The sequence below is a fragment of the Gammaproteobacteria bacterium genome (genome assembly GCA_009845905.1).
Taxonomy (GTDB): Bacteria; Pseudomonadota; Gammaproteobacteria; order Steroidobacterales; family Foliamicaceae; genus Foliamicus.
Genome location: VXYS01000006.1, coordinates 381,545 through 403,901 on the forward strand (window position 1 = coordinate 381,545; position 22,357 = coordinate 403,901).

Sequence of the window (22,357 nt, forward strand, 5' to 3'; positions counted from 1 at the left end):
CGCTCAGCCGGGCGGCGGGTGGGCGTCCCTCCAGGCCTCGGCGATCTGCAATCGGGTGGCAGCCCATACGCCGGGCCGCGTGACGGCCCGCGCAAGGAAGGAATCGAAGGCCGCGGCCCGTCCGGGGCGCCCGGCAATGCGAGCATGGATCCCCACCGACATCATCCTGGGTTCGCTGCGGCTCTCCTTCAGAAGCAGGTCGAGGCTGTCGTTCAGGTAATCGAGCCAGGCCCGCGCCGTGTAGGCAGGCGCATTCCACATCTTCATGTCGTTGGTGTCCAGCGCATAGGGCAACACAAGCAATGGCTGTGGTCCGTCAACGTCCCACCAGGGCAGGTCGTCGCTGAAATCGTCCATGTGATAGCCGTAGCCCTCCTCGGCGAGAAGCCGCCGCGTGTTTTCCGTAAACAGGTAGCGCGACAGCCAGCCCTGCGGACGGCGACCGACGGAGGACTCGATGCTGTCGGCGGCCTTGCGGATGAATTCGCGCTCCTCGGCTTCCTCCATGCGGTGCTGGAAGGCCCAGCGAAACCCGTGCGCGCAGACCTCGTGATGGCTTTGCGCCAGTTTCTCTGCGAGCCGCGGTGCGCGCTCGAGCGCCAGCGCCGCGGCCGCCACCGTGCATGGGACGCCGTAGCGGTCCATGATGTCGAGCAGGCGGGGCGCTCCCGCCCGCACGCCGTAGCGGTAGTTGCTCTCGTTGGGCAGATTGCGGCTTGAGCCGCGCAGTGCAATGCCGAGCTCATCCACTGGGTCCGGGCGCGGATCGCCGTCCCTGGGGCTGGCCTCGGCGCCCTCCTCGATGTTGAGCACGACCGAAAGTGCAAGGCCGGCGCCGCCCGGCCAGCGAAAGCCCGTATTCATGTCCTGCGCGACTCCTTCTTGCCGGAGAAACTCCGCCGCACGGCTTCCCAGTGCGCGGGATCGGTCCAGGCGTTGGCCATGTGCTGCTCTTCGGCCTCGGACAGAGCCTCCTGCATGCTTCTGCGCATCACGACCGCCAGTGCTTTCTGTCCGCGCAGCACCGCGCGGCTGCGCTCCGTCATCGCGGCGCTCCAGGCCTGCCCCAATTCGTCCACGCCCTGTCCTTCGTCGCACACTTCGTCCAGGAGACCCGCCTGAAGCGCTTCGCCGGCGCCCAGCCGCTTCGCCTTGAGCAACAGCATCATGCCTCTCGCGCTGCCGCAGCGTGCCAGGACGTCCGCGGCCCCGCCCCATGCGGTCATGAGGTTGAGCCGCGCCTGCAGAAAGCCCAGTCGCGCATGCCTGGCGGCCAGACACCAGTCGCAGGCCAGAGCCAGTTCGGCGCCGCCTCCCAGCGCGTCACCGTTCAGCGCCGCGGCCACCGGCACCGGAAAATAGCGCACCGCATCCAGCGCCCGGCGCCCGATACGGGAGATTTCGCGGGCGTCCTCCAGCGACCGCATCGAGTCGAGTTCGTGCAGATCGCCCCCGGCGCAAAACGACTTGTCGCCGGCGCCGGTCACGATTACGCACTTGAGCGTCGCGTCCCGTGCGTAGCTTTCGAGCGTTTCTCGTAATTGCTCCAGCAGCGCGAAGCTCAGTGCGTTGTGCTGCCGCGGGCGATTGAGCGTCAGGCGCAGCAGGCCACCCTCGCATTCTTGCACCAGAAGCATTTCGGTTGACACGATTCGGTGTGCTAGCGGCTCAGTCGCACCAGGGGGCGGAGATACCGCAGGCGCTCCAGCGGGTCCTCAAGCTCCAGGCAATGCTGCTTGTGCTCCAGGCCGATGGGCAGAATCTCGGCAAGCCGCAGACTGACCCAGCTGGCGTCGTCGAATCGGGTTTCGATGCCCTGGTACAGGCGGTCCAGCTTCTGAATCAGGTGCTGCAGCGCGGAACTCATGGAAACGAACTCCGGCGGCAGGGGAACCCGGGGTTCCGGCGGGAGTTCCTCGATGTCGCCGACCCGCAATCCATCTGGCTGCCGGGCCGTCGCGTGGAGCTGGAACCTGAGCGAGCCGATGGCCAGTATACCCAGCAGGCCGCCGTCGCTCTGGAACCAGTCGGCAATGATTGCAAGCGTTCCTATCCTGCAAAGCTGCGTCTCCGAAGACGACTTGCCGTTTTCCTCGATCCGGATTACGCCAAACGGTTCGTCGTCGCGCATACACCTTCCGACCATGTCCACGTAACGGGGCTCGAACACCCGCAAGGGCAGCGGGCCTTCCGGAAAAAGGACCGTGGGCAGGGGAAACAGCGGGGTGCCGGTGCGCATGCGCCAATAATATGCCGACCGGCTCCGGAAACACCCGTTCGGCGTTTATCGGAAACGGCCTGCGTGATAAACTTCCGGCCTTTCGTGGAAGCTTCCGGCGGCCAGTTCAAACCGCCTTGACTCAGGTCCTGATCCGTCACCGCTTTGCCATCCAGCTTTTCCCTCTCCCGGCCGCTACGAAGGAGCATTTCATGCTGATGGGTCCGCCTCCCTGCGATTTCGGCGTCCCCGCGCCGCGTTTTAACCTGCCGGACCCGTCCGGGCGCGAGTTCAGTCTCGAGGACTGCGCCGGCGAGAACGGCACGCTGGTGATGTTCATCTGCAATCATTGCCCGTACGTGCAGGCCATCCTCGGCAAACTGTCGCGCGACACCGCCGAGTTGCGCGAGCATGGCATCGGCAGCGTCGCGATCATGCCCAATGACGTGGTTCGCTATCCGGCGGATTCTCCGCCGCGAATGGCCGCCCTTGCCGAGCAGGCCGGCTTCGATTTTCCGTATCTCTATGACGAATCGCAGGAAGTGGCGAGCAGCTACGGTGCGGTATGCACGCCGGACTTCTTCGGCTACAACGCCGATCTTGAACTGCAGTACCGCGGGCGGCTGGATTCCAGCACGTCGCGCGCCGGTCCCCCGGACGCGCCGCGCGAACTGTTCGATGCCATGGTCCAAATCGCAAGGACGGGACAGGGCCCGCGCAGCCAGAATTCCAGCCAGGGCTGCTCCATCAAGTGGCGCGGCCAGTGACACCCGGCGCGCGCCGGGAGCGCGCAAACGCCCTGCGCGCACTGGCCATGGACGCCGTGCAGCGCGCCAACTCCGGCCATCCCGGCATGCCCATGGGCATGGCGGACATTGCGGAGTTGCTGTACTCGGACTACCTGAAGGTGGCGCCGAGGCAGCCTCACTGGGTGGACCGCGACCGGCTGGTACTGTCCAACGGGCACGGTTCCATGCTTTTGTACGGCGCCGCGCACCTGGCCGGCTACGCCCTGGACATCGACCAGCTCAAGGCCTTCCGACAGCTTGGCTCGCACACGGCCGGCCACCCGGAACTCAACGTCGAGATCGGCATCGAGACCACGACGGGGCCACTGGGTCAGGGTCTGGCCAACGCGGTGGGAATGGCGCTTGCCGAACGGTTGCTGGCATCCGAATTCAACCGCCCGGAGCATGAAATCGTCGACCACAGGACCTGGGTTCTGCTGGGCGACGGCTGCCTGATGGAAGGCATCTCGCACGAGGCCTGTTCGCTGGCGGGCGTGCTGGGCCTGGGCAAGCTGATCTGCATATACGACGACAACGGCATTTCGATCGACGGGGAAGTGAACGGGTGGTTCCGCGACGATACGCCCGGCAGGTTCGAGGCCTACGGCTGGCACGTGGTTCGCGATGTCGACGGCCATGATCCGGAGGCACTGCGCGGGGCGCTGGACCAAGCGTGTGCGGACGCGAACCGGCCCAGCCTGGTGTGCGCCCGGACCGTTATCGGTTTCGGGGCGCCCAACAAGCAGGGCACGGCGGATACGCATGGCGCACCTCTGGGGGAGGCCGAGATCGAGGCCGCGCGCAAGGAGCTGAACTGGCCGCATGCGCCGTTCGAGGTGCCGGAAGACATCCGCCGCGGCTGGAACATTAGCGATCGCGGCGAGCGGCGGGTGGTTGGCTGGAACGAGAAATTTGCCGCCTATCGCGCGGCTTTTCCGGCGGAGGCCGCGGAGTTCGAGCGGCGCATGGACGGCCGCCTGCCGGACGACTGGCAGGCGTCGGCGGCACGGGCGATCGGGAACATCGCGGCGGAGCACAAGACCCAGGCCACGCGCAAGGCGTCGCTGGGGGCCCTGGAGGCGTTCGCGCCGATGCTGCCGGAAATGGTGGGCGGTTCGGCGGACCTGACCGGGTCCAACTGCACGCGCCATTCCGGGTCCGTGGACATCACGGCCGAAGGCGGCGGCAACTACGTCTACTTCGGCGTTCGCGAGTTCGCGATGGGCGCCATGCTCAACGGCCTGGCGCTGCACGGAGGCTTCATACCGTACGGCGGCACCTTTCTTACGTTTTCCGATTACCAGCGCAACGCCATCCGCATGGCCGCGCTGATGCGCCAGCCCTGCATATTCGTTTTCACGCACGATTCGATCGGCCTGGGCGAAGACGGTCCTACGCACCAGCCGATCGAGCACCTGGAATCGCTGCGCATCATTCCCAACATGCGCGTATGGCGGCCGTGCGACTCGGTAGAGACGGCGGTGGCCTGGCGCGCGGCGATCGAGCGCCGCGACGGCCCAACGAGCCTGGTGCTTACGCGCCAGGGGCTGCCGGCCCAGAAGCGCAGCGACGAGCAGCTGGCCCAGGTGGCCCGCGGCGGTTACGTGCTGCAGCGGGAAGCGGCGGCCGCGCCCGACGTGCTGCTGGTCGCGACCGGCTCGGAAGTGCAGCTGGCGATGGCCGCGGCAGCCGAACTTCAGGGCGAGGGCATTGCCGCTCGGGTGGTTTCCATGCCTTGCGTCTACGTGTTCATGCAGCAGGACCCCGGCTACCGCGAGTCGGTGCTGCCGGAAGCCGTGAGGGCGCGGGTGGCGGTCGAAGCGGGCGTTCCCCGAGGCTGGCCCGGCATTACCGGCCCCAACGGACGCGTGCTGGGAATTAGCCGCTACGGCGCATCGGCGCCGGGCGGCGAGTTGTTCGAACATTATGGATTCACCGCGGAAGCGGTGGCGGCATTGGCCCGCGAGTCCGTCGCCGAAGTGCGCGGACTTGCTTCAAGATGAGGTAGGGAAGTGGCGGCAAGAATTGCAATCAACGGGTATGGACGAATCGGGCGCTGCATCCTCCGCGCGCTTTACGAAGAAGGGAAGCGAGGCGCGATGCAGGTCGTCGCCATCAATGACCTGGGCGATACCCATACCAATGCGCACCTGACGCGCTACGACACCGCTCACGGGCGTTTCGGCCCGGGGGTCGCGATGGAGGGCGACGACATGCTGGTGGACGGAGATCGCATCCGGGTGCTGGCGGAGCGCGATCCGGCGCAGTTGCCCTGGGCGGAGCTCGGCGTGGACGTGGTGCTGGAATGCACCGGACTGTTCCGCTCGCGAGACAAGGCCGGAATGCATCTGAGCGCCGGGGCCGGACGGGTGGTGATTTCCGCTCCCGCGGGCAGGGATGTGGACGCCACGGTGGTTTACGGCGTCAACCACCAGGTGCTGCGCTCGAGCCACACGATCGTTTCCAACGCTTCCTGCACCACCAACTGCCTTGCGCCCATGGCCAAGGTGCTGCACGCGGCGGTGGGCATCGAGCAGGGCATCATGAACACCATTCACAGCTACACCAACGACCAGGTCCTGACCGACGTCTATCACAAGGACCTGCGGCGCGCCCGGTCGGCCACCCAGTCGATGATTCCGACCAAGACCGGGGCCGCGGCCGCCGTGGGGCTGGTGCTGCCGGAACTGGACGGCCGGCTGGACGGCTTTTCGGTACGCGTTCCCACGATCAACGTGTCCCTGGTCGATCTCACGTTCCGCGCCTCGCGGGCAACCACGGTGGACGAAATCGACGCCGCCATGAAGGCCGCCGCCGACGGCGAGTTGAGCGGCGTGCTGGCCTTCAGCGACGAGCCCCTGGTTTCCACCGATTTCAACCACTGCCCCTATTCGTCGGTCTACGACGCCGGCATGACCAAGGTGCTGGGCGATGACCTGGTCAAGGTGTGCTCCTGGTACGACAACGAATGGGGATTCGCCAACCGCATGCTGGACACCACGCTGGCCCTGCTCGAAGCACCCTGATGACCGTTCCCGCGCTGAGTTCCGCCGTCGTCACCGGACGGCGGGTCATGATTCGCGCGGATCTGAACGTCCCGATCGAAAAGGGCCGGGTTGCCAACGATCAGCGCATCCGGGCGGCGCTGCCGGCAATTCGCCATTGCCTGGATCGCGGCGCGGCGGTAATCGTGCTATCGCACCTGGGACGCCCGCCGCAAGGGACGTTCGATGCCCGGTATTCGCTGGCCCCCGTCGCTGAGGCGCTGAGCCGGGCCCTGGGCGTGCCCGTGCCGCTCCAGCACGACTGGCTGGACGGCGTGGACGTTTCCGGCGGACAGGCGGTCCTGTGCGAGAACGTGCGCTTCAACGCCGGGGAGAAGGACAACTCCGCGGAACTCGGAAAGCGCATGGCGGCGCTGTGCGACCTGTTCGTGATGGATGCCTTCGGCAGCGCCCACAGGGCCCAGGCCAGCGTTCATGCGGTCGCGCGGGCAGCGCCGGAAGCCTGCGCGGGGCCGCTTCTGCTGGCCGAACTGAAGGCCTTGCAGGCGGCGTTTTCGGATCCTCCCCGGCCGCTGACGGCAATCGCCGGCGGCGCCAAGATCTCCGGCAAGCTCGGTGTGCTGCGGTCGCTTGCCTCGCAGGCCGACGTGCTGATCCCGGGCGGCGGAATCGCCAATACCCTGCTGGGCGCGACCGGCGTGGAGCTGGGGGCGTCGCTTGCCGAGCCGGAAATGTTTGCCGAGGCGCGGCAGGTGCTGTCGGGCCGCGCCGAGGTGCTGTTGCCGGTGGACGCCGTGCTGGCGCTTTCGCCGGAATCGCCCCGGCGCGCCCGCATCGCACCGGTCGAAGATGTAAGGCCGGGCGAAATGATCCTGGACATCGGGCCGCGAACGGCGGAGATTTTTGCAAAGGCGATTGCCGGCGCCGGCGCCATCGTCTGGAACGGCCCGCTGGGGCTGTTCGAGGTCGAGGCGTTTGCCGGCGGCACCCGCACGGTGGCGGAAGCGGTGGCCGCCAGTCCCGCTTTCCGCGTTGCCGGGGGAGGCGACACCTTGCGCGCCCTGGACGAGTTCGGGTTGGCTTCGGAACTCGATCATCTGTGCACGGGCGGCGGCGCGATGCTGGCCTGGCTCGAGGGGCGCGAACTGCCCGGCGTATCCGTTCTCGAAACGCGCTAACGCCCTTTCTTCGCGCTCCTCGTTCGTTCTTCCTCGCCCTTCGGTCGTCCCCCTCCTCGTTGGAGACGCCATCCTGGCTCGATTCTCGCTGTCCCTGCTCCAACGCTCCCACGAGGAGGGGGACGACCGAAGGGCTTTAGCTGGCGCGGTAAGGGGGCGAAGAACGGGTGATGAAGCATGTCACGCCTGTATGATGCTGCGTTGATGCGGCGCACGAAAATCATCGCGACCCTGGGTCCCGCGACCGACCGCCCGGAAGTCCTTCGCGGCGTTCTGGAAAACGGCGCCGACGCCCTGCGGCTCAATTTTTCGCACGGCGACTGGGATGTCCGCTACCGGCGCATTGCCGAGGCGCGCGCGGCCGCCGAGGAACTGGGCCGTTGCGTGGCCCTGCTGGGCGACCTTCAGGGCCCGAAGATCCGCATCGCCAGATTCGCAGACGGTCCGGTGCGACTGGAAGACGGCGCCGAGTTCTTTTTCGATCCGGCGCTGGATCCCGACGCAGGCGACGTACATGGCGTCGGGCTGAATTTCACCACGCTCGGCGAGGACGTCGTCCCCGGTGACACGCTGTTGCTGGACGACGGCAATGTGGAACTCAGGGTCGAGGAGACCCGCGGATCCAGAGTGCACTGCAGCGTGGTCCACGGCGGCGTGGTTTCGGATCACAAGGGCGTGAACAAGCGGGGCGGGGGGCTGCTGGCGGTGCCCGCGCTCACCGAGGAAGACCGGCGGGACCTGAAGCTTGCGGCCGAAGCCGAACTCGACTGGATCGCCGTTTCCTTCGTCCGCGACGGTGCCGATATCGAGACCGCGCGCCGGCTGATCAGGGAAGCGGGAGGTTCCGCCCACATCGTCGCCAAGATCGAGCGGTCGGAGGCTCTGGACAACCTCGACGAAATCGTGGATGCCGCCGACGCCGTGATGGTGGCGCGCGGTGACCTGGGGATAGAGACCGGTTACGAGGGCCTGATCGGCCAGCAGAAGTCGATTATCCGCCGCGCGCGGCACCGCCACCGGGTCGTGATAACCGCCACGCAGATGATGGAGTCGATGATCGACCGGCCGATGCCGACCCGGGCGGAAGTTTCCGACGTTTCCAATGCGGTCATGGACGGCACCGACGCCGTGATGCTGTCGGCGGAAAGCGCGGTGGGCGAGTACGCGGCCGAGGCCGTTGCCGCCATGGCCTCCATCTGCGAGGGCGCCGAAGCCTGGATGCCGGGCCGCATGGAAACCAGCCCGGTCACCGAAGGCGCATTCGAACGAGTGGACGAGGGTATAGCCAAGGCCGCGATGTACGCCGCCAACCACATGGACGTTCGGGCGATTGCGGCGCTGACCGAATCCGGCGCGACGGCGCTGTGGATGTCGCGCATCCGCTCCGATATCCCCATTTTCGCGTTGACCCGCCATTCCGGCACGCAGCGAAGGGTCACGCTCTATCGCGGAGTGGTCCCGGTGGCCTTCGACGTGACCGAGACCCAGCCGGACAAGCTCTTTCGCGCCGTATTCGAGCGGCTGCGGGAAGCGGGCGGGCTTGAGGCCCGCGACCTGGTGATCATCACGAAGGGCGCGATTACCGGCGTCTCCGGCCACACCGATTCGATGACCGTGCTTCCCATAGAAGACTGATTTTCCTGCCGCGTTGCGTCGATTTGCCGCCGAACGCCGCATCGGGAAGTCCGGTAGAATGTCGCCCGTCATGAACGAGACAGGCGATCAGAGATGCTTGAGCATGCGCGCGACTCCTCTCCGCGCGAAGCCTTGCGCGCCCTGCTGGCGGCGGACACCGAGCCGCGCCTGCGCCGTCTCGTACACGCGCTGAGTCCGCGCGAAGCCGCAATACTCATCGAGTCGCTGCCCCCGGGTCGGCGCGAACTCGCCTGGGAACTGGTCGACGAGGAGGACGAGGGTGAAATCCTGGTCGAGCTTAACGACGAGGTGCGCGCCCAGATCATGGAAGGCATGGAGTCCGCCGCGCTGGTGGATGCCGCCGAGGGATTGCCGCTGGACGATCTTGCGGACCTCGTCGCCGACCTTCCCGACGACATCACCGAGCGCATCATCCGGTCGCTTGACGAAGACGAGCGGGAACTTCTGCAATCGGTCCTTGTTTTCCCGCCGGATTCGGCCGGCGGCCTCATGGCGCCGGAAGTCGTCTCGGTTCGCCCGGACATGACCCTGGAAGGAGTGCTGGGCTACCTTCGCTCGCACCCCGAACTTCCCGAAGACCTGTATTGCGTGTATGTGGTTGACCGAAGGAACCGCTACCGGGGCGTATTGCAGGTGCGCGACCTTCTCGGTGGCGCGGCGGATGCCAGGGTCAGCCAGTTCATGGATACCGAGGCGCGTCCCATCCATTGCAATACCAGCGCGTCGGACGTCATTCAGCAGTTCCAGAACATCGACAGTTCAGTGGCCGCGGTCGTGGGCGACGACGGCAGGCTGGTGGGACAGATCACCGCCGATGACGTCGTGGACGCCCTGCAGGAACAGACCGATCACGAGATCCTGGGTTCCGTCGGCCTGGACGAGGACGACGACATGTTTGCTCCGGTGGCGGTCAGCACCGGCCGCCGCACGCTCTGGCTCGGTCTCAACCTGGTGACCGCCCTGGTCGCGGCCGGCGTGGTGGCCTGGTTCAAGCCGGCCGTGGAGCGCGTGGCGTTGCTCGCGGTCCTGCTGCCGGTCGTTGCCAGCATGGGCGGCATCGCCGGGAGCCAGACGCTCACGCTCATGGTGCGCGGCCTGTCGCAGGGGCGGGTTCAGAATTCCAACCTGCGCTGGCTGCTCTGGAAGGAGATCGCGGTCGGTTTGCTGAACGGTCTGGGCTGGGCGCTGGTGGTTGCGCTGGTCACCCTGGGTGTGTTCAGCAACCTGGAGGTGGCGCTCATCGCCGGCGCGGCGATCGCGATCAACCTGCTGGCGGCGGCGGCGTCTGGCGTGCTGGTGCCGCTGATTCTGCGGCGCATCAACATCGACCCGGCGCTGGCGGGCGGGGTCGTGCTGACGACGATTACCGACGTGGTCGGGTTCGCCGCCTTCCTCGGCCTCGCGACCATGCTCCTCCTCTAGCGCCTGGTGCGCTGGCTGAAGCCCTTCCGTCGTCTCCCTCCTCGTGGGAGCGTTGGAGCAGGGACAGCGAGAATCGAGCCAGGATGGCGTCTCGCACGAGGAGGGAGACGACGGAAGGGCGAGGAATCGACGGTCAGTTCAGGCCGTGGTGCGGCGCTTCCCGGGCGCGATGGTCGGCGAGTTTCTCCTTGTGGCGCCGAACCTGCCGGTCCAGCTTGTCGACCAGTTCATCCAGGGCCGCCCTGAGGTCGTGGCGGACCGCGTCGGCGTGCAAGCGGCCCTGGCTGAGATGGACGGTCGCTTCGGCCTTGTAGTGCGATTTCTCCGCCGACAATACGCAGTGAATCTGCGTGACCCGGCTGAAATGCCGCTTGATGCGTTTGAACTTGTTGCTGGCGTACTTTCTGGTGCGCGGTGTGATCTCCAGATGATGGCCACTCAAGTTAAGCTGCATGCCGTTTCTCCATGTACTCGTAGCGGAATGTGTTCCTTCCATTATGCACACTAGGATCACGGTAGCCGCCGGCGTCCTTCGGCGGGAAGACGGCCGCGTGCTCGTTGCGCGCCGCCCGCGGGGCAAGCACATGGCGGGCGCCTGGGAATTTCCCGGCGGCAAGGTCAGGCAGGGTGAAACGCCGCGCCGGACGCTGGACCGCGAACTCCGCGAGGAACTCGGGATTTCCGTTCGCCGCTCGACCGAGCTCATGAACTACGAACAGCAGTATCCGGACCGCCTGGTCGAGCTTCATTTCTTCGCGGTGGAGGACTACGACGGCAGTCCCGGCGGCCGGGAAGGGCAGGAAATCTGCTGGGAATTTCCCGAAAACCTCGGTGGCATGGGATTCCTGCCGGCGGACCGCCCGCTGGTCGAATTGCTGATTCAGCAGACCGCCAGCCTGAAGGGAAAATCCGCCCGGTAAGGCTCCGAAGCATCCTTGCCGGAGGGTGTCTTGAAGAATCGGACGTGAATCTTGCTGCTTTCGGAAGCGCCGCTGACCTGCGGAAAGCAGGGTGCTTCGGCCGGCATCGCCACTCGAACCATCCACAGTTCATGGCCGCGGGTAATGGAAGCCGTGAACCCGCCGCGGCTGGCCGAGCAATCGCGGTACTCGCCGCGCTGGCGCAGCAGCGCCAGGAACCTGCGGTTTGCGTCCATCAGCGGCTGAAAGGCTTCGGTCCAGCGTTGGATGTCCTCCTGCCGCCGGTCCGGTCCTGAGCTCAGCCACCACTGGTACATCGGCAGGTCCACGGCCATTGCCGCATCCGTCACGGAGTCGCGTTGGCGCAACGCGCTGATCAGGGGATCGAATCGCAGCGTCCTGACTTCATTGGCTTTCAGTTGCGTCAGCTCGTTGCGGAACTCTTCCAGTTCCGCGAGAGTCGCCTGCAATCCTTCCTGATGAATGTCTTCGTGGGCGCGCAGGATTTCGTAGTTGCGTTGCAGGTAGTAGATTTGCTGCAGGAGTTGGGCGCGCAAGTCTTCGCGAAAAACCAGATCCAGCGCACTCAATACGGCATGCGCCGCGAACCGGTTCCGTTCCCGGCCGCGATAGCCGCGAGCTTGCTTCAGTTGCTGGTCGAGGACCTCCAGGCGCAGCAGCAGCCGGGTGGCGTCGCGCAAGGGGAACTCGTACAGGATGCCCGTAGAGGAGTGCGGACCGAAGGAGTCGTTCATTCGAGGTGCGGCAGCGCCATCGTCGGCAATGTTATCGCGCAAACGCTTTCCGGCGCCACGGCGCTAGTGTTCGCTCAAGACCTTCGCCTGCCGGACATAAACGGCGTGGACTTCGTCAACTTTCCCGATAAGCCGGCGGCGCGATCCGTCGTTGAGTATGACGTCGTCGGCCATGGCGCGGCGCTGCCGCCGGCTTACCTGCGAGGCAAGAATGGCCATCGCCTGGCCTCGGGTGACGCCGTCCCGCTCCCGCAGCCGTCCGATTTGCAGTTTCCTCGGCGCGTCGATAACCAGCACCCGGTCGATTCCGTCGGTGAAGCCGGTTTCGACGAGCAGCGGAACGACCATCACGAGGTAGCTTCCCGCGGTCCTGCCGGCGCGCTCCCAGGCGGCCTTGCGGATGCGCGGGTGCAGGATGGCCTCGAGACGTTTTCGCGCTTCAGGGTTGGAAAAGACATGCTCTCGAAGCCTGGCGCGATCCAGCGTTCCGTCGCCGCGGATCAGGCCCGCGCCGAATTGACGGCCGATTTCCGCAAGGGCAGGCATGCCGGCTTCGGTCTGTTCGCGTGAAATGACGTCGGTATCGACGACCGCCGCCCCCAGCGAGGCCAGCCGATCCGCGACCAGGCCCTTGCCGCTGGCGATTCCGCCCGTGAGCCCCACGGTAAATCGCGTGTTCATGGTCCGGTCCATCCCGGCAGCAGGGCCACGTTGGGTCCCAGGAACAGCGCGAACACGCCGCCGGCCGCCAGGAACGGGCCGAAGGGAATAGGTTGAGACAGGGAAGCACGTCCCAGGGCAATCAGGAGAAGCCCGCTCAATGCGCCGGCAACGGCCGCCGGCACCATCACCAGCGGCAGACCGTTGAATCCAAGCCACGCCCCCATTGCGGCGAGCAGTTTACAGTCGCCGAGGCCCAGCCCGTCCCTCTTCCGCAGTATTCGCCAGGCGCGATTGAAGAGCCAGAGGAACGCGTAGCCTGCGATGGCGCCTGCGATCGCCTGCCCGGGGCCGGGAAAGGGCAGCAGGGCCGGCACAGACCCGCCGCCCGATTTCGGCGCCAGGCTGTAGGCGAGTCCAACCCACAGAAGGCCCAGAGTCAGGCGGTCCGGCAGCAGGCCGTGCTCGAAATCGATGAGCGCCAGCGCCACCAGCGCCGCACAGAACACGAGTGCCGCGATCGCCTCCGGGGAGGCTCCGAACGCATACCATGCGGTCAGGGCGAGCAGTGCGCAAAGCAGTTCGCTGAGCGGATACCGCCAGTGGATACGCTTGCCGCAATTCGCGCAGCGGCCGCGTTGCAGGAGAAACCCGACCAGCGGAATGTTGCTCCGCCAGCCTATGTGGGTCCGGCATCCAGGACAGAAGGATCCCGGTTTGTCCAGCGCCAGGCCGCGTGGCAGCCGGTAAACCAGCATGCCTGCGAAACTGCCCAGGGCCAGCCCAAGCAAGACTGCCACGAGCGCCGTCCATGCCGGGGCCGTTAGCCCAAGCTGAAAATTCCAGTACAAATTCCCGTTCCGATCTTCCGGCGATCACGCCCGCCTCGAATTATCGCCCCAGCGCTAACTGAAGGCCGCATCCGCATCCTTCCTTCCGGAACCTTGCGAGGCCAGGACGGCCGAGCAGAGCCCACAGGGATGTGCTTGCCGGCGTGTTCCGGAAGGAAGGGTGCGGATGCGGCCGCGGGGCTATCGTTCCCGGCGCGTTCAAATGACCGAGCCCATCCGGAAAATCGGCAAATACATGGCCAGCACAAGCCCCCCGATCAGTATGCCGAGTATCGCCATGAGCAGCGGTTCCAGCAGCGCGCCCAGGCGGTCGGCGGACGACTGCAGTTCCTCCTCGTAGCGCTCCGCCAGGTGCAGGCACATTTCGCTCAGTCGCCCGGTTTCCTCCCCCACGCCCAGCATCCGGACAAGCGCGGGCGGCAGCGCGTGGACATAGGCCATTGAGCGCGTGAGGCTCTGCCCCGTCTCCACGTCGTCCCGGGCCTGCCGAATGGCCGATTCGTATACCCGGCTCCCGCAGGCGCCCGCGGCTCCGTCCAGCGCCTCGATCGCCGGCAGGCCCGCGTCGAGAAGGGTCGCCAGCGTGCGCATGAATCGCGCCAGGGCCGCGCGGGCAAAAAGTCCGCCCAGCATCGGCAGGCGCAGCTTGAGTCGGTCCTCCAGCATGCGCAGCCCGGGCAGGCGCTTGCGCAGCCATGCTTGCAACAGGACGGCCGAGACTGCCGTGACCAGCCAGGCGAGCCCGTCTTCGCGCAGGCGTTCGGACAGGGTGACGACGAGACGGGTGAGCGGCGGAAGTCCGGCTCCATATCCGGCGAACATGCGCTCGAATTCCGGTACGACGTAGATCAGCATCAGTCCGACCACGACAACGGCGATTCCCAACACGGCCGCGGGATAGCTCAGCGCGGAAGACATCTTCTTGCGTATCCGCTCGCGCCTCTCCAGCCAGGTGGCCAGGTTGGCCAGCAGATCCGGGAGGCGTCCCGAGCGCTCGCCCGCCGCCACCAGGCTGACGTGGAGCCCGCCGAAGTGCTTCGGGTGGCGCCTCAGGGCGTCGCTAAGCGGGTTGCCCGCCGCGACCTCTCGCGAGAGCGTCTCCAGCAATTCCTGGATGCGGACCTGGTGCTGGCTCTCGGCGGTGATATCGAGCGCCTCGACAACCGGGAGGCCGGCCCTGAGGACGGTGGCGAGTTCGCGCACCATGAACGCGATATCCGCCGGCTTGATTGCGCGGCGCTGACTGCGGCTTGGCCGCATGGCGCTTACCCTGATGGGCGTAACGCCGTCACGTTGCAGTTCCGCGCGAACGTTCGCCGCGCTGATGTCGCGCCGCGAACCCTTGAGCAACCGCCCGTCGCGCGCCCGCCCTTGCCAGGAATAGCTGCTTTTGGACATTTCAATCCAGGCCTGTTGCGGATGTGGTCACGCGGTTGATTTCCTCCAGGCTGGTAATGCCGTCACGGACCTTCCGCAGTCCGGAATCGCGCAGCGTGGAGACGTTCTCGCTGCGGGCCTGGGATTCGATCGCGGCAATCGGAGCGCCGTCCAGTATCAGGCGCCGCAGCGCCGGCGAAATAGGCATGACCTGGAACACCCCCACGCGGCCACGGTAACCGTCGGCGCAGTGACGGCAGGCGCCGTGGCCGGCGGCGCGATAGAGACGTGTACCGGCGGGCAGGATGTCCTCGCCGACCCCCAGCCCGCGGAGTGCTTCTTCGTCCGGCGAATCGTGCTGGCGGCATTCGGGGCACAGCCGCCGGGCGAGGCGCTGCGCGACGATCAGGTGGACCGAGGCGGCCGCGTAGGGCGGAACCTCAAGGTCGCGCAGGCGGGTCAGCGAGGCGGGAGCGTCCTCCGTGTGTAGCGTGGAAAGCACGAGATGGCCGGTCTGGGCGGCGCGCACGGCGATTGCGGAGGTTTCCGCGTCGCGTATCTCGCCCACCATGATCACGTCCGGGTCCTGCCGCAAAAATGCCCGCAGCGCACTGGCGAAGGTCAGCCCGGCGGCGCGGTTCACATTGACCTGGTTGACGCCGGCAAGCTGGATTTCGCAGGGATCCTCGACCGCGCTGATGTTGCGTTCCTGTACGTTGAGGCGCTCCAGGGCCGCGTACAGCGTCACGGTTTTGCCGCTGCCGGTGGGTCCGGTGACCAGGATCATTCCCTGGGGGCGATCCAGCGCTGCAAGGAAGTGAGCCTGCTGGCGCGGGGTCATGCCCAGTTCATCCAACGCCGGGAGCGACGCGCCCGAATCCAGGATCCGCACCACGGCCTTTTCTCCGTAGAGGGTGGGCAGGGTATTCATGCGCAGGTCGACCTTGCGCCGGTTCGGCAGGCGTAGCCGGATTCTTCCGTCCTGCGGTGCGCGCCTTTCGGCGATGTCCAGTCGGGCCAGGACCTTGAGCCGCGCGCAGACCTTGGCCGCCAGCCCGGCCGGCGGCCGGGCCGCGATCCTGAGCAGGCCGTCGATGCGCAGGCGTACGCGGTATTCGTCCTCGTACGGCTCGAAGTGGATGTCCGATGCGCCCTGGCGTATGGCGTTCAGCAGGATGCCGTTGACGAAGCGCACGACCGGCGCTTCGTCGACGGAGGCCACGATGGCCGGGTCTTCCTCATGCGGCGTTTCGGCCTCGAACTCCATGGGCGGCAATTCGTCCGTCAACAAATCGCCCTCCGCCGGACCCGCGTCCGCCGACCGCAACCGCGCCGCCAGTTTTCGATGCTCCACGACGACGGCGCAGGGCTTGAGGCCCGTGCGCCGGCGCACTTCATCGAGCACCGTGATCTGCGCGGGATCCGCCAGGCCGAGGACCAGCCTGTCCCCATCCGCCGCCAGGGCGGCCAGACCATGCGAGGCCAGGAAATCGTGATCGATTTCGCCGGCCGGCGCCGTCATCCCGGCCAGGCGGTCGAGGTCGAGCACGGGCAGGCCGAACTCGCGCGCGATCGCTCCGGTCAGCCGCGCCGCATCGACTTCGTCGCGTTCGGCCAGCCAGGCAACGAGGCCCGCGTCCGAGACGCTCAGCTCGCGTTCCGCCAAGGCCAGCGTGTCGCGCCCCACTATGCCCAACGCCATCAGGCGCTTGCCGAGCGGGCTCGTGAGCGCGCCGTGTTCCATCACGGTACTCAGGGATCAGGAGCGGCAGGTTTGAGGCAGGTAGGAGTTCTCCAGGTCGGTAGCGGCTTCCTCCGCCCCGAGCGCTTCCCCTTCGGGCGCGGGGGCGTTGCCGCACCTCCACAGCAGCGTGGCGCCATCGTCCGCCACATACGGCGTCAGGTAGAGCACCTTGTCCCTGATGATGCGATTGGCTTCATTGCCGAAGGTGACGACCACTTCGCTGTCGACGATGTCCACGGAGGCGACATAACGTCCCTGCGTATCCGCCGCATCCGCGCTCAAACCGGCTTCTTCCCGGTTTTCCGGCCCGCTGCCGCTCCCCACATAGGTCTCGGTGACGGCATTGCGAGTCTGCACGGACAGCGCCAGGCCTTCCTGGACCTGAGCGCGTATCGTGTAGTCCTGGTAGGCGGGAATCGCCAGGGCCGCCAGAATGCCGATGATGGCGATGACGATCAGCAACTCCACCAGGGTAAATCCTTGTGACCTGTGTTGCATGGCATCCAATCCTTATGCGCGAAAGGCCGCCAGAATAAGGCAGGCCCAGGGGGCGCGCAAGCGCGAATTCGCCCGCGTTTGAGCGCAATTTCCGGCGCCGATCCGGCGCTTCGCTTGCGCGACTTTGCGCTATTGATTCAGAATGCCCGCGTGAATCTGCACGAATACCAGGCAAAGGCTCTGCTGAGCCGCTACGGCGTGCCGGTCGCCTCCGGGAGGGCGGTGTCCTCCGGGGAGGATGCCGCGGCGGCGGCAGGCGATCTCGGCGGCGAAAGGTGGGTCGTCAAGGCCCAGGTGCACGCCGGAGGGCGGGGCAAGGGCGGCGGCGTCAAACTCTGCGATTCACCGGAGGCCGTGCGCGAATCCGCGGAACGGTTGCTCGGCAGGCGGCTTGTGACCCCGCAAACCGGCCCGGAGGGGCTTCCGGTTGAGAAGGTCTATGTTGAGCAGGCCAGTTCGATCGACCGCGAGCTCTACCTGAGCCTGCTGATCGACCGGGCCGATGAATGCGCCTGTTTTGTGGGGTCCGCCGCCGGGGGCATGGACATAGAAGAAGTCGCCCGCGTGACGCCGGAGAAAATCGCACGGGTAAAGGTGCGGGCGGCCACTGGAATCATGCCCTACGCGGGCCGGCGCCTGGCCAGGGTGTTTGGACTTGAGGACGCGGCAGCCCGGGAGATGCATGATCTGGCCGGCGCCCTGTATCGCCTGTTCGACGAATGCGACGCAAGCCTCATTGAGATCAATCCCCTGGTGGTTACCGGGGAGGGGAGGCTGCTGGCCCTGGATGCCAAGATCGCGGTGGAGGGCAACGCGCTGTTCCGGCAGCCGAACCTGGCCGGCCTGAGGGATCCGGGACAGGAAGACGAGTTGGAGCGGCGCGCTCAGGAAGTGGGCCTGAGCTATGTTTCCCTGGACGGTTCGATCGCCTGCATGGTCAACGGCGCGGGGCTGGCGATGGCGACAATGGACCTGATCAAGCTGCAGGGGGGCGAGCCGGCCAATTTCCTGGATGTGGGAGGAGCCGCCGATTCGGCCCGGGTTGCGGCCGGCTTCCGGTTGATTCTCTCGAATCCCAGGGTCCGCGCCATCCTTGTGAACATCTTCGGCGGCATCGTGCGCTGCGACGTAATCGCGGAGGGTATTCTGCAGGCCGTGCGCGAGGCCAGCGTGGACGTTCCGGTTATCGCCCGCCTGGAGGGTACGAATGCCGAGCGCGCGCGCGCCATGCTTGACGAGAGCGAACTGACGGTAACGGCTGCGTCGGATCTGGCGGATGCGGCCCGCATCGCCGTCGAGATGGCGGCGTGAGCATCCTGGTCGATTCATCCACCCGGGCGATCTGCCAGGGTCTGACCGGCCGCCAGGGCCGCTTCCACGCCGAGCAATGCCTGGAATACGGCACGCGCATCCTGGCCGGCGTGACCCCGGGGCGGGGCGGCCAGGAATGTCTGGGACTGCCGGTTTTCGACACGGCCGAGGAGGCCGTGCAGGCGACCGGCGCCGACACCAGCCTGGTGTTCGTCCCCGCGCCTGCCGCCGCCGACGCGATCATGGCCGCCGCCGACGCCGGCATCCGCCTGATCGTCTGCATTACCGAGGGGGTTCCGGTCCTCGACATGGTGCGCGTCAAGGCGGCGCTGAAGTCCTTTGATTGCCGCCTGCTCGGGCCCAACTGTCCGGGCGTGATCACGCCGGGACAATGCAAGCTGGGCATCATGCCCGGCTTTATCCACGAGCCGGGCCGCATCGGCATCATTTCGCGCTCGGGAACGCTCACCTACGAAGTGGTGCATCAGACCACCGCGCACGGTCTGGGGCAGACGAGTTGCGTCGGCATCGGCGGCGACCCCGTGCGCGGATTGAATTTCATTGACTGCCTGGAGATGTTCGAGCGGGACCCGGAGACGGAGGGCATCGTCATGGTGGGCGAGATCGGCGGTACCGACGAGGAAAAGGCCGCCGAATACATCTCAAGCGAGGTGTCCAAACCGGTCGTGGCCTATATCGCCGGCGTGACCGCGCCTCCCGGGAAACGGATGGGCCATGCGGGTGCGATCGTCGCCGGGGGGCAGGGCACGGCGGAAGCCAAGTACGACGCGCTTCAGGCCGCGGGCGTCGCCGTGACCCGTTCCCCCGCGGAGATCGGCGCAACCATGGCGAAGGCGCTTTCCTAGCCGCACCGTCCGCGCCATGAAGATCGCCCTGGCGCAACTCAATCTCCTGGTGGGAGACGTGCCCGGAAACGTGGCGCGCATTCTGGACGCGATCGACGAGGCGCGGTCGGCCGGAGCCGGACTGGTTGCGTTTTCGGAACTGGCCCTGTGCGGCTATCCGCCGGAAGACCTGCTGTTTCATGCGGGCCTGCGCGAGGATCTCGCCGCCGGCATCCGCCAGGTACGGGACGCTTCGCGCGGCATAGCGGTCGTGATCGGCTACCCGCACCGTGAGGACGGCCGGTGGTTCAACGCCGCCGCTCTCTTCGCCGAAGGCCGCCGGCTTCACCTGCACCGTAAGAACGTGCTGCCCAACTATCGCGTATTCGACGAGCGGCGCTACTTTGCGCCGGGCACTGAAGCCGACTGCGTGAATCTGGACGGGCTGCGGCTGGGTCTTGCGGTTTGCGAAGACGTATGGGAACCCGAAGTGCCCCGGCGCCTGGCGGACGGCGGCGCCCAGTTGATCGTCGTGACGAACGGCTCCCCGTACGAGCTGGGCAAGCAGCCTGAGCGCGAGAAGCTGCTGGCGCGGCGCGCCTCGGAGACCGGCTTGCCCTTCGCCTATGTCAACCAGGTGGGGGGGCAGGATGAGCTGGTTTTCGACGGCGCCTCCTGCGTGATCGACGGCTCGGGCCGGACCTGCGTTCGCGCCGAAGCCTTTACGGAAGGCTTGTGGTACTGCCGGCTGGACGTGCCCGACGGCGAACCCGCGCGGCCCCGTCGCGGAGACCTGGCCGCGTTCATGCCGGAAGACGAGGAGGTCTACCGCGCCCTCGTTGCCGGGATTCGCGACTACGTGCGAAAGAGCGGCTTCGAGAACGTCGTCCTGGGACTTTCGGGCGGGATCGACTCGGCGCTCACGCTTGCCCTGGCCGTGGACGCCCTTGGCGCGGACCGCGTGCTTGCGGTGATGATGCCGTATCGCTATACGCAACCATTGAGCCTCGAGGAGGCTGAAAGTCAGGCGAGAGCCCTTGGCGCGCAATACGAGGTGCTGCCCATTTCGGGAATGGTCGAGGCGATGCGCGGCACGCTCGCGGAATTGTTTGCGGGTCTTCCCGAAGACGTGACCGAGGAAAACATCCAGTCGCGCTGCCGCGGCATGCTGCTGATGGCCATATCGAACAAGCAGGGCCGCCTGGTGCTGGCCACCGGCAACAAGAGCGAGTACGCGGTCGGTTACGCGACGCTGTACGGCGACATGGCGGGCGGTTTCGCTCCGCTGAAGGACTGTACCAAGACCCGCGTATATCGCCTGGCGCGCTACCGGAACACGCTGTCGCCGGCGATACCGCAGCGCGTCATCGACCGCCCGCCCACCGCGGAACTTCGCCCGGGGCAGCTCGACAGCGACTCGCTTCCCCCGTACGAGGTGCTGGACGAAGTGCTGGACGCGCTGATGCTGGAAGACCTTTCGGTGAAGCACATCGCCGAGCGGGGGTTCGAGCCGGGCGTCGTGCGCCAGGTACTCGACCGCGTGCGCCTAAGCGAATACAAGCGCCGGCAGGCGCCGCCGGGCGTGCGCGTGACCCGGCGCGCCTTCGGCCGCGACTGGCGCTATCCGATCGTTTCCGGCTACCGCCCCTCCCGGGCCGACGATTAGCGCGTAGTGCCGACACGCCCTAGTCGAGGGGCAGGACCGAGGCCAGCCAGATCAGGGGCAGGCCGACGATGGCGGTGGGGTCCGTCGTCTCGAGCGCCTCGAGCAGCAGCGGTCCCGCGCCCTCGGCGCGAAACGCCGCCGTGCAGTCGTAGGGTTCATCCAGGGCCAGATAGCGCTCAACCAGCGCCTGGTCCAGCGGCCGGAACCGCGCCACCGTCAGGTCGGTATGGGCGTGAGCGTTGCCCGCTGGGTCCAGGACGCAAACGGCGGTGTGGAAACTGAGCGCCCCGCGGGAGAGTGACATCAGCATCGCTCGCGCCTGCTCCGCAGTGGGCTGTTTTCCCACGGCGCGGCCGTCCAACTCGGCCAGCTGGTCCGCGCCGATGATCCACGCGCCGGCATGGCGCGGCGCGACCTCGCGGGCCTTTGCCTCGGCCAGCCGCGCCGCCTGGTCGGGCGGGTTTTCGCCGGCGAGCGGACTTTCGTCGATGCCGGAGGGATCGGTCACGAAATCGCCGACCAGCCGTGAAAGCAACTGGCGCTTGTACGGTGATTGCGTCGCCAGTACCAGCTTTGAAGACATGGAATCAGGGCTAACCCGCTGAATTGACAGCGTAAAGACAGCTTCCTATGATAGCGGTGTCCGCTTCCTTCGTCATTTCCGGAAGTTCCGGGACACGACACTTGGGGCATCAGCGTGATTCAGCGTAACGTCATTGCATTTCGAAAGTTGCGTGAGTGGGCCGGCCGCCGCCATAGTGTGGAAACCACGTTTGCCGTAGGAGACTCCGCGCGTCTGGCCGACCTGTGCCCGGGCAGCGGGCTGGCGGAGCGGCTGCACGCGAGCTGGTCTTTCGAATCGGGACTCGAGGGCTTTCCGCAGGTGCGCGTGCGAGCCGCCGGCGCCCTGGAGCTCAAATGCCAGCGCTGTCTGGCGCCGGTTCGGCTGCCCGTCGAGGTGGACTGCAAGCTCACCATCGTGGCCGGCGAAAACGAGATTCGGGAGGTCGCTTCGCCCTACGACACCGTGGTGGCCGGCCCGGGAGGGCTGGCGCTGGGTACAATATTGGAGGATGAGATATTGACCAGCTTGCCCCTGGCGCCCGTACACGATGGTTGCACGGTCTCGGGGGTGGCGGAAACCCACTCATCGCCGGATGCAAGCCGGCCGCTGGCCGGCCTGGGAGCCCTGCTTCGGCAAGAGTAGATTTAACCGCACTTTGGGCCTGTTCCAAGGGGTATGACAATGGCAGTTCAACAAAACCGCAAATCGCGCTCACGCCGGGACATGCGCCGGTCGCATCACGCGCTGGGCCGCCCGACGCTTTCCATGGATCCCGAGACCGGCGAGTTGCACCGCCGCCATCACATTGCGCCCGACGGCTTCTACCGGGGGCGCGAGATCATTCCGCCGCCGCCGGAGGCGGACGAGGAGGAGATGGAAGGCTGACCCCGGGCGTCCG

Annotated in this window: 23 protein-coding genes; 12 read left to right on the top strand and 11 right to left on the bottom strand. The window is 66.7% G+C overall.

The genetic code is table 11. From position 1 onward, the window contains the following. Positions 1-3: 3 nt before the first annotated feature. The 3 genes from F4036_07295 to F4036_07305 are packed head-to-tail and all read right to left on the bottom strand — an operon-like array spanning position 4 to position 2,239. A complete protein-coding gene (locus F4036_07295) occupies positions 4-864 on the bottom strand; it encodes a polysaccharide deacetylase family protein (protein MYK37541.1) in 861 nt (286 codons plus the stop codon). After that, the gene (locus tag F4036_07300) at positions 861-1,649 is read right to left on the bottom strand and encodes an enoyl-CoA hydratase/isomerase family protein (GenBank protein MYK37542.1); all 789 of its coding nucleotides are present in this window, start codon (positions 1,647-1,649) and stop codon (positions 861-863) included. The genes F4036_07295 and F4036_07300 overlap by 4 nt, the downstream gene beginning before the upstream one ends. Before the next feature lie 11 nt (positions 1,650-1,660). After that, positions 1,661-2,239 (bottom strand): peptidase S16, encoded by a 579-nt coding sequence (locus tag F4036_07305; protein ID MYK37543.1) that lies wholly within the window; start codon positions 2,237-2,239, stop codon positions 1,661-1,663. A 191-nt stretch (positions 2,240-2,430) separates the two neighbouring features. Between F4036_07305 and F4036_07310 the strand changes: the two genes are divergently transcribed. The 6 genes from F4036_07310 (at position 2,431) to mgtE (ending at position 10,267) form a co-directional block, all read left to right on the top strand. Then, positions 2,431-2,985: a thioredoxin family protein gene (locus tag F4036_07310; GenBank protein ID MYK37544.1), complete on the top strand. Its 555-nt coding sequence runs from the start codon at positions 2,431-2,433 to the stop codon at positions 2,983-2,985. Between the two features lie 47 nt (positions 2,986-3,032). Beyond that, positions 3,033-5,009: a transketolase gene (tkt, locus tag F4036_07315; GenBank protein MYK37545.1), complete on the top strand. Its 1,977-nt coding sequence runs from the start codon at positions 3,033-3,035 to the stop codon at positions 5,007-5,009. A 9-nt stretch (positions 5,010-5,018) separates the two neighbouring features. Further along, positions 5,019-6,032 (top strand): type I glyceraldehyde-3-phosphate dehydrogenase, encoded by a 1,014-nt coding sequence (gap, locus tag F4036_07320; protein MYK37546.1) that lies wholly within the window; start codon positions 5,019-5,021, stop codon positions 6,030-6,032. Continuing rightward, positions 6,032-7,189 (top strand): phosphoglycerate kinase, encoded by a 1,158-nt coding sequence (locus tag F4036_07325; protein ID MYK37547.1) that lies wholly within the window; start codon positions 6,032-6,034, stop codon positions 7,187-7,189. The genes gap and F4036_07325 overlap by 1 nt, the downstream gene beginning before the upstream one ends. 204 nt (positions 7,190-7,393) lie before the next feature. Further along, positions 7,394-8,824: a pyruvate kinase gene (gene pyk / locus F4036_07330; GenBank protein ID MYK37548.1), complete on the top strand. Its 1,431-nt coding sequence runs from the start codon at positions 7,394-7,396 to the stop codon at positions 8,822-8,824. Positions 8,825-8,917: 93 nt separating this feature from the next. Beyond that, positions 8,918-10,267, top strand: coding sequence for a magnesium transporter (gene mgtE / locus F4036_07335; protein MYK37549.1), 1,350 nt, complete (start codon positions 8,918-8,920; stop codon positions 10,265-10,267). 133 nt (positions 10,268-10,400) lie between these two features. Here the strand turns inward: mgtE and raiA are convergent, their stop codons facing one another. Next, positions 10,401-10,721 (bottom strand): ribosome-associated translation inhibitor RaiA, encoded by a 321-nt coding sequence (raiA, locus tag F4036_07340; GenBank protein ID MYK37550.1) that lies wholly within the window; start codon positions 10,719-10,721, stop codon positions 10,401-10,403. Here raiA and mutT point away from each other — a divergent pair. Further along, positions 10,720-11,187, top strand: a complete 468-nt coding sequence (mutT, locus tag F4036_07345) for an 8-oxo-dGTP diphosphatase MutT (GenBank protein MYK37551.1) — start codon at positions 10,720-10,722, stop codon at positions 11,185-11,187. The two genes, raiA and mutT, sit on opposite strands and share 2 nt — an antisense overlap. Here the strand turns inward: mutT and zapD are convergent. The 6 genes from zapD to F4036_07375 form a co-directional block, all read right to left on the bottom strand. Continuing rightward, positions 11,148-11,984 carry a cell division protein ZapD gene (gene zapD / locus F4036_07350; protein MYK37552.1) on the bottom strand — a complete coding sequence of 279 codons (837 nt, stop codon included), beginning with the start codon at positions 11,982-11,984 and terminating at the stop codon, positions 11,148-11,150. The genes mutT and zapD overlap by 40 nt on opposite strands. A 21-nt stretch (positions 11,985-12,005) precedes the next feature. Beyond that, positions 12,006-12,635 carry a dephospho-CoA kinase gene (locus F4036_07355; protein MYK37553.1) on the bottom strand — a complete coding sequence of 210 codons (630 nt, stop codon included), beginning with the start codon at positions 12,633-12,635 and terminating at the stop codon, positions 12,006-12,008. Further along, positions 12,620-13,360: a prepilin peptidase gene (locus F4036_07360; GenBank protein MYK37554.1), complete on the bottom strand. Its 741-nt coding sequence runs from the start codon at positions 13,358-13,360 to the stop codon at positions 12,620-12,622. Before F4036_07360 ends, F4036_07355 begins: the two co-directional genes overlap by 16 nt. 291 nt (positions 13,361-13,651) lie before the next feature. Beyond that, positions 13,652-14,851, bottom strand: a complete 1,200-nt coding sequence (locus F4036_07365) for a type II secretion system F family protein (GenBank protein MYK37555.1) — start codon at positions 14,849-14,851, stop codon at positions 13,652-13,654. A 1-nt stretch (position 14,852) separates the two neighbouring features. Next, on the bottom strand, positions 14,853-16,574 hold the full coding sequence (locus F4036_07370; GenBank protein ID MYK37556.1) for a type IV-A pilus assembly ATPase PilB: 1,722 nt from the start codon (positions 16,572-16,574) through the stop codon (positions 14,853-14,855). 15 nt (positions 16,575-16,589) lie between these two features. Continuing rightward, the gene (locus F4036_07375) at positions 16,590-17,072 is read right to left on the bottom strand and encodes a pilin (protein ID MYK37557.1); all 483 of its coding nucleotides are present in this window, start codon (positions 17,070-17,072) and stop codon (positions 16,590-16,592) included. A gap of 150 nt (positions 17,073-17,222) precedes the next feature. Between F4036_07375 and sucC the strand changes: the two genes are divergently transcribed. Genes sucC through F4036_07390 form a run of 3 tightly spaced genes read left to right on the top strand, consistent with a single transcriptional unit; the run spans position 17,223 to position 20,894 of the window. Next, positions 17,223-18,383 carry an ADP-forming succinate--CoA ligase subunit beta gene (gene sucC / locus F4036_07380; protein ID MYK37558.1) on the top strand — a complete coding sequence of 387 codons (1,161 nt, stop codon included), beginning with the start codon at positions 17,223-17,225 and terminating at the stop codon, positions 18,381-18,383. After that, positions 18,380-19,249, top strand: coding sequence for a succinate--CoA ligase subunit alpha (gene sucD / locus F4036_07385; GenBank protein ID MYK37559.1), 870 nt, complete (start codon positions 18,380-18,382; stop codon positions 19,247-19,249). The genes sucC and sucD overlap by 4 nt, the downstream gene beginning before the upstream one ends. A 16-nt stretch (positions 19,250-19,265) precedes the next feature. After that, complete coding sequence (locus F4036_07390; GenBank protein MYK37560.1) at positions 19,266-20,894, top strand: NAD+ synthase; 1,629 nt, start codon at positions 19,266-19,268, stop codon at positions 20,892-20,894. Between the two features lie 19 nt (positions 20,895-20,913). Here F4036_07390 and maf read toward each other — a convergent pair whose 3' ends face one another. Next, positions 20,914-21,477 (bottom strand): septum formation protein Maf, encoded by a 564-nt coding sequence (gene maf, locus F4036_07395; protein MYK37561.1) that lies wholly within the window; start codon positions 21,475-21,477, stop codon positions 20,914-20,916. Between the two features lie 108 nt (positions 21,478-21,585). On the opposite strand from maf, the gene F4036_07400 reads away from it, so the two are divergent. Together F4036_07400 and rpmF are read left to right on the top strand one after the other, a co-directional pair. After that, positions 21,586-22,101, top strand: coding sequence for a hypothetical protein (locus F4036_07400; GenBank protein ID MYK37562.1), 516 nt, complete (start codon positions 21,586-21,588; stop codon positions 22,099-22,101). 39 nt (positions 22,102-22,140) lie between these two features. Beyond that, complete coding sequence (rpmF, locus tag F4036_07405) at positions 22,141-22,344, top strand: 50S ribosomal protein L32 (protein ID MYK37563.1); 204 nt, start codon at positions 22,141-22,143, stop codon at positions 22,342-22,344. Positions 22,345-22,357 lie beyond the last annotated feature (13 nt).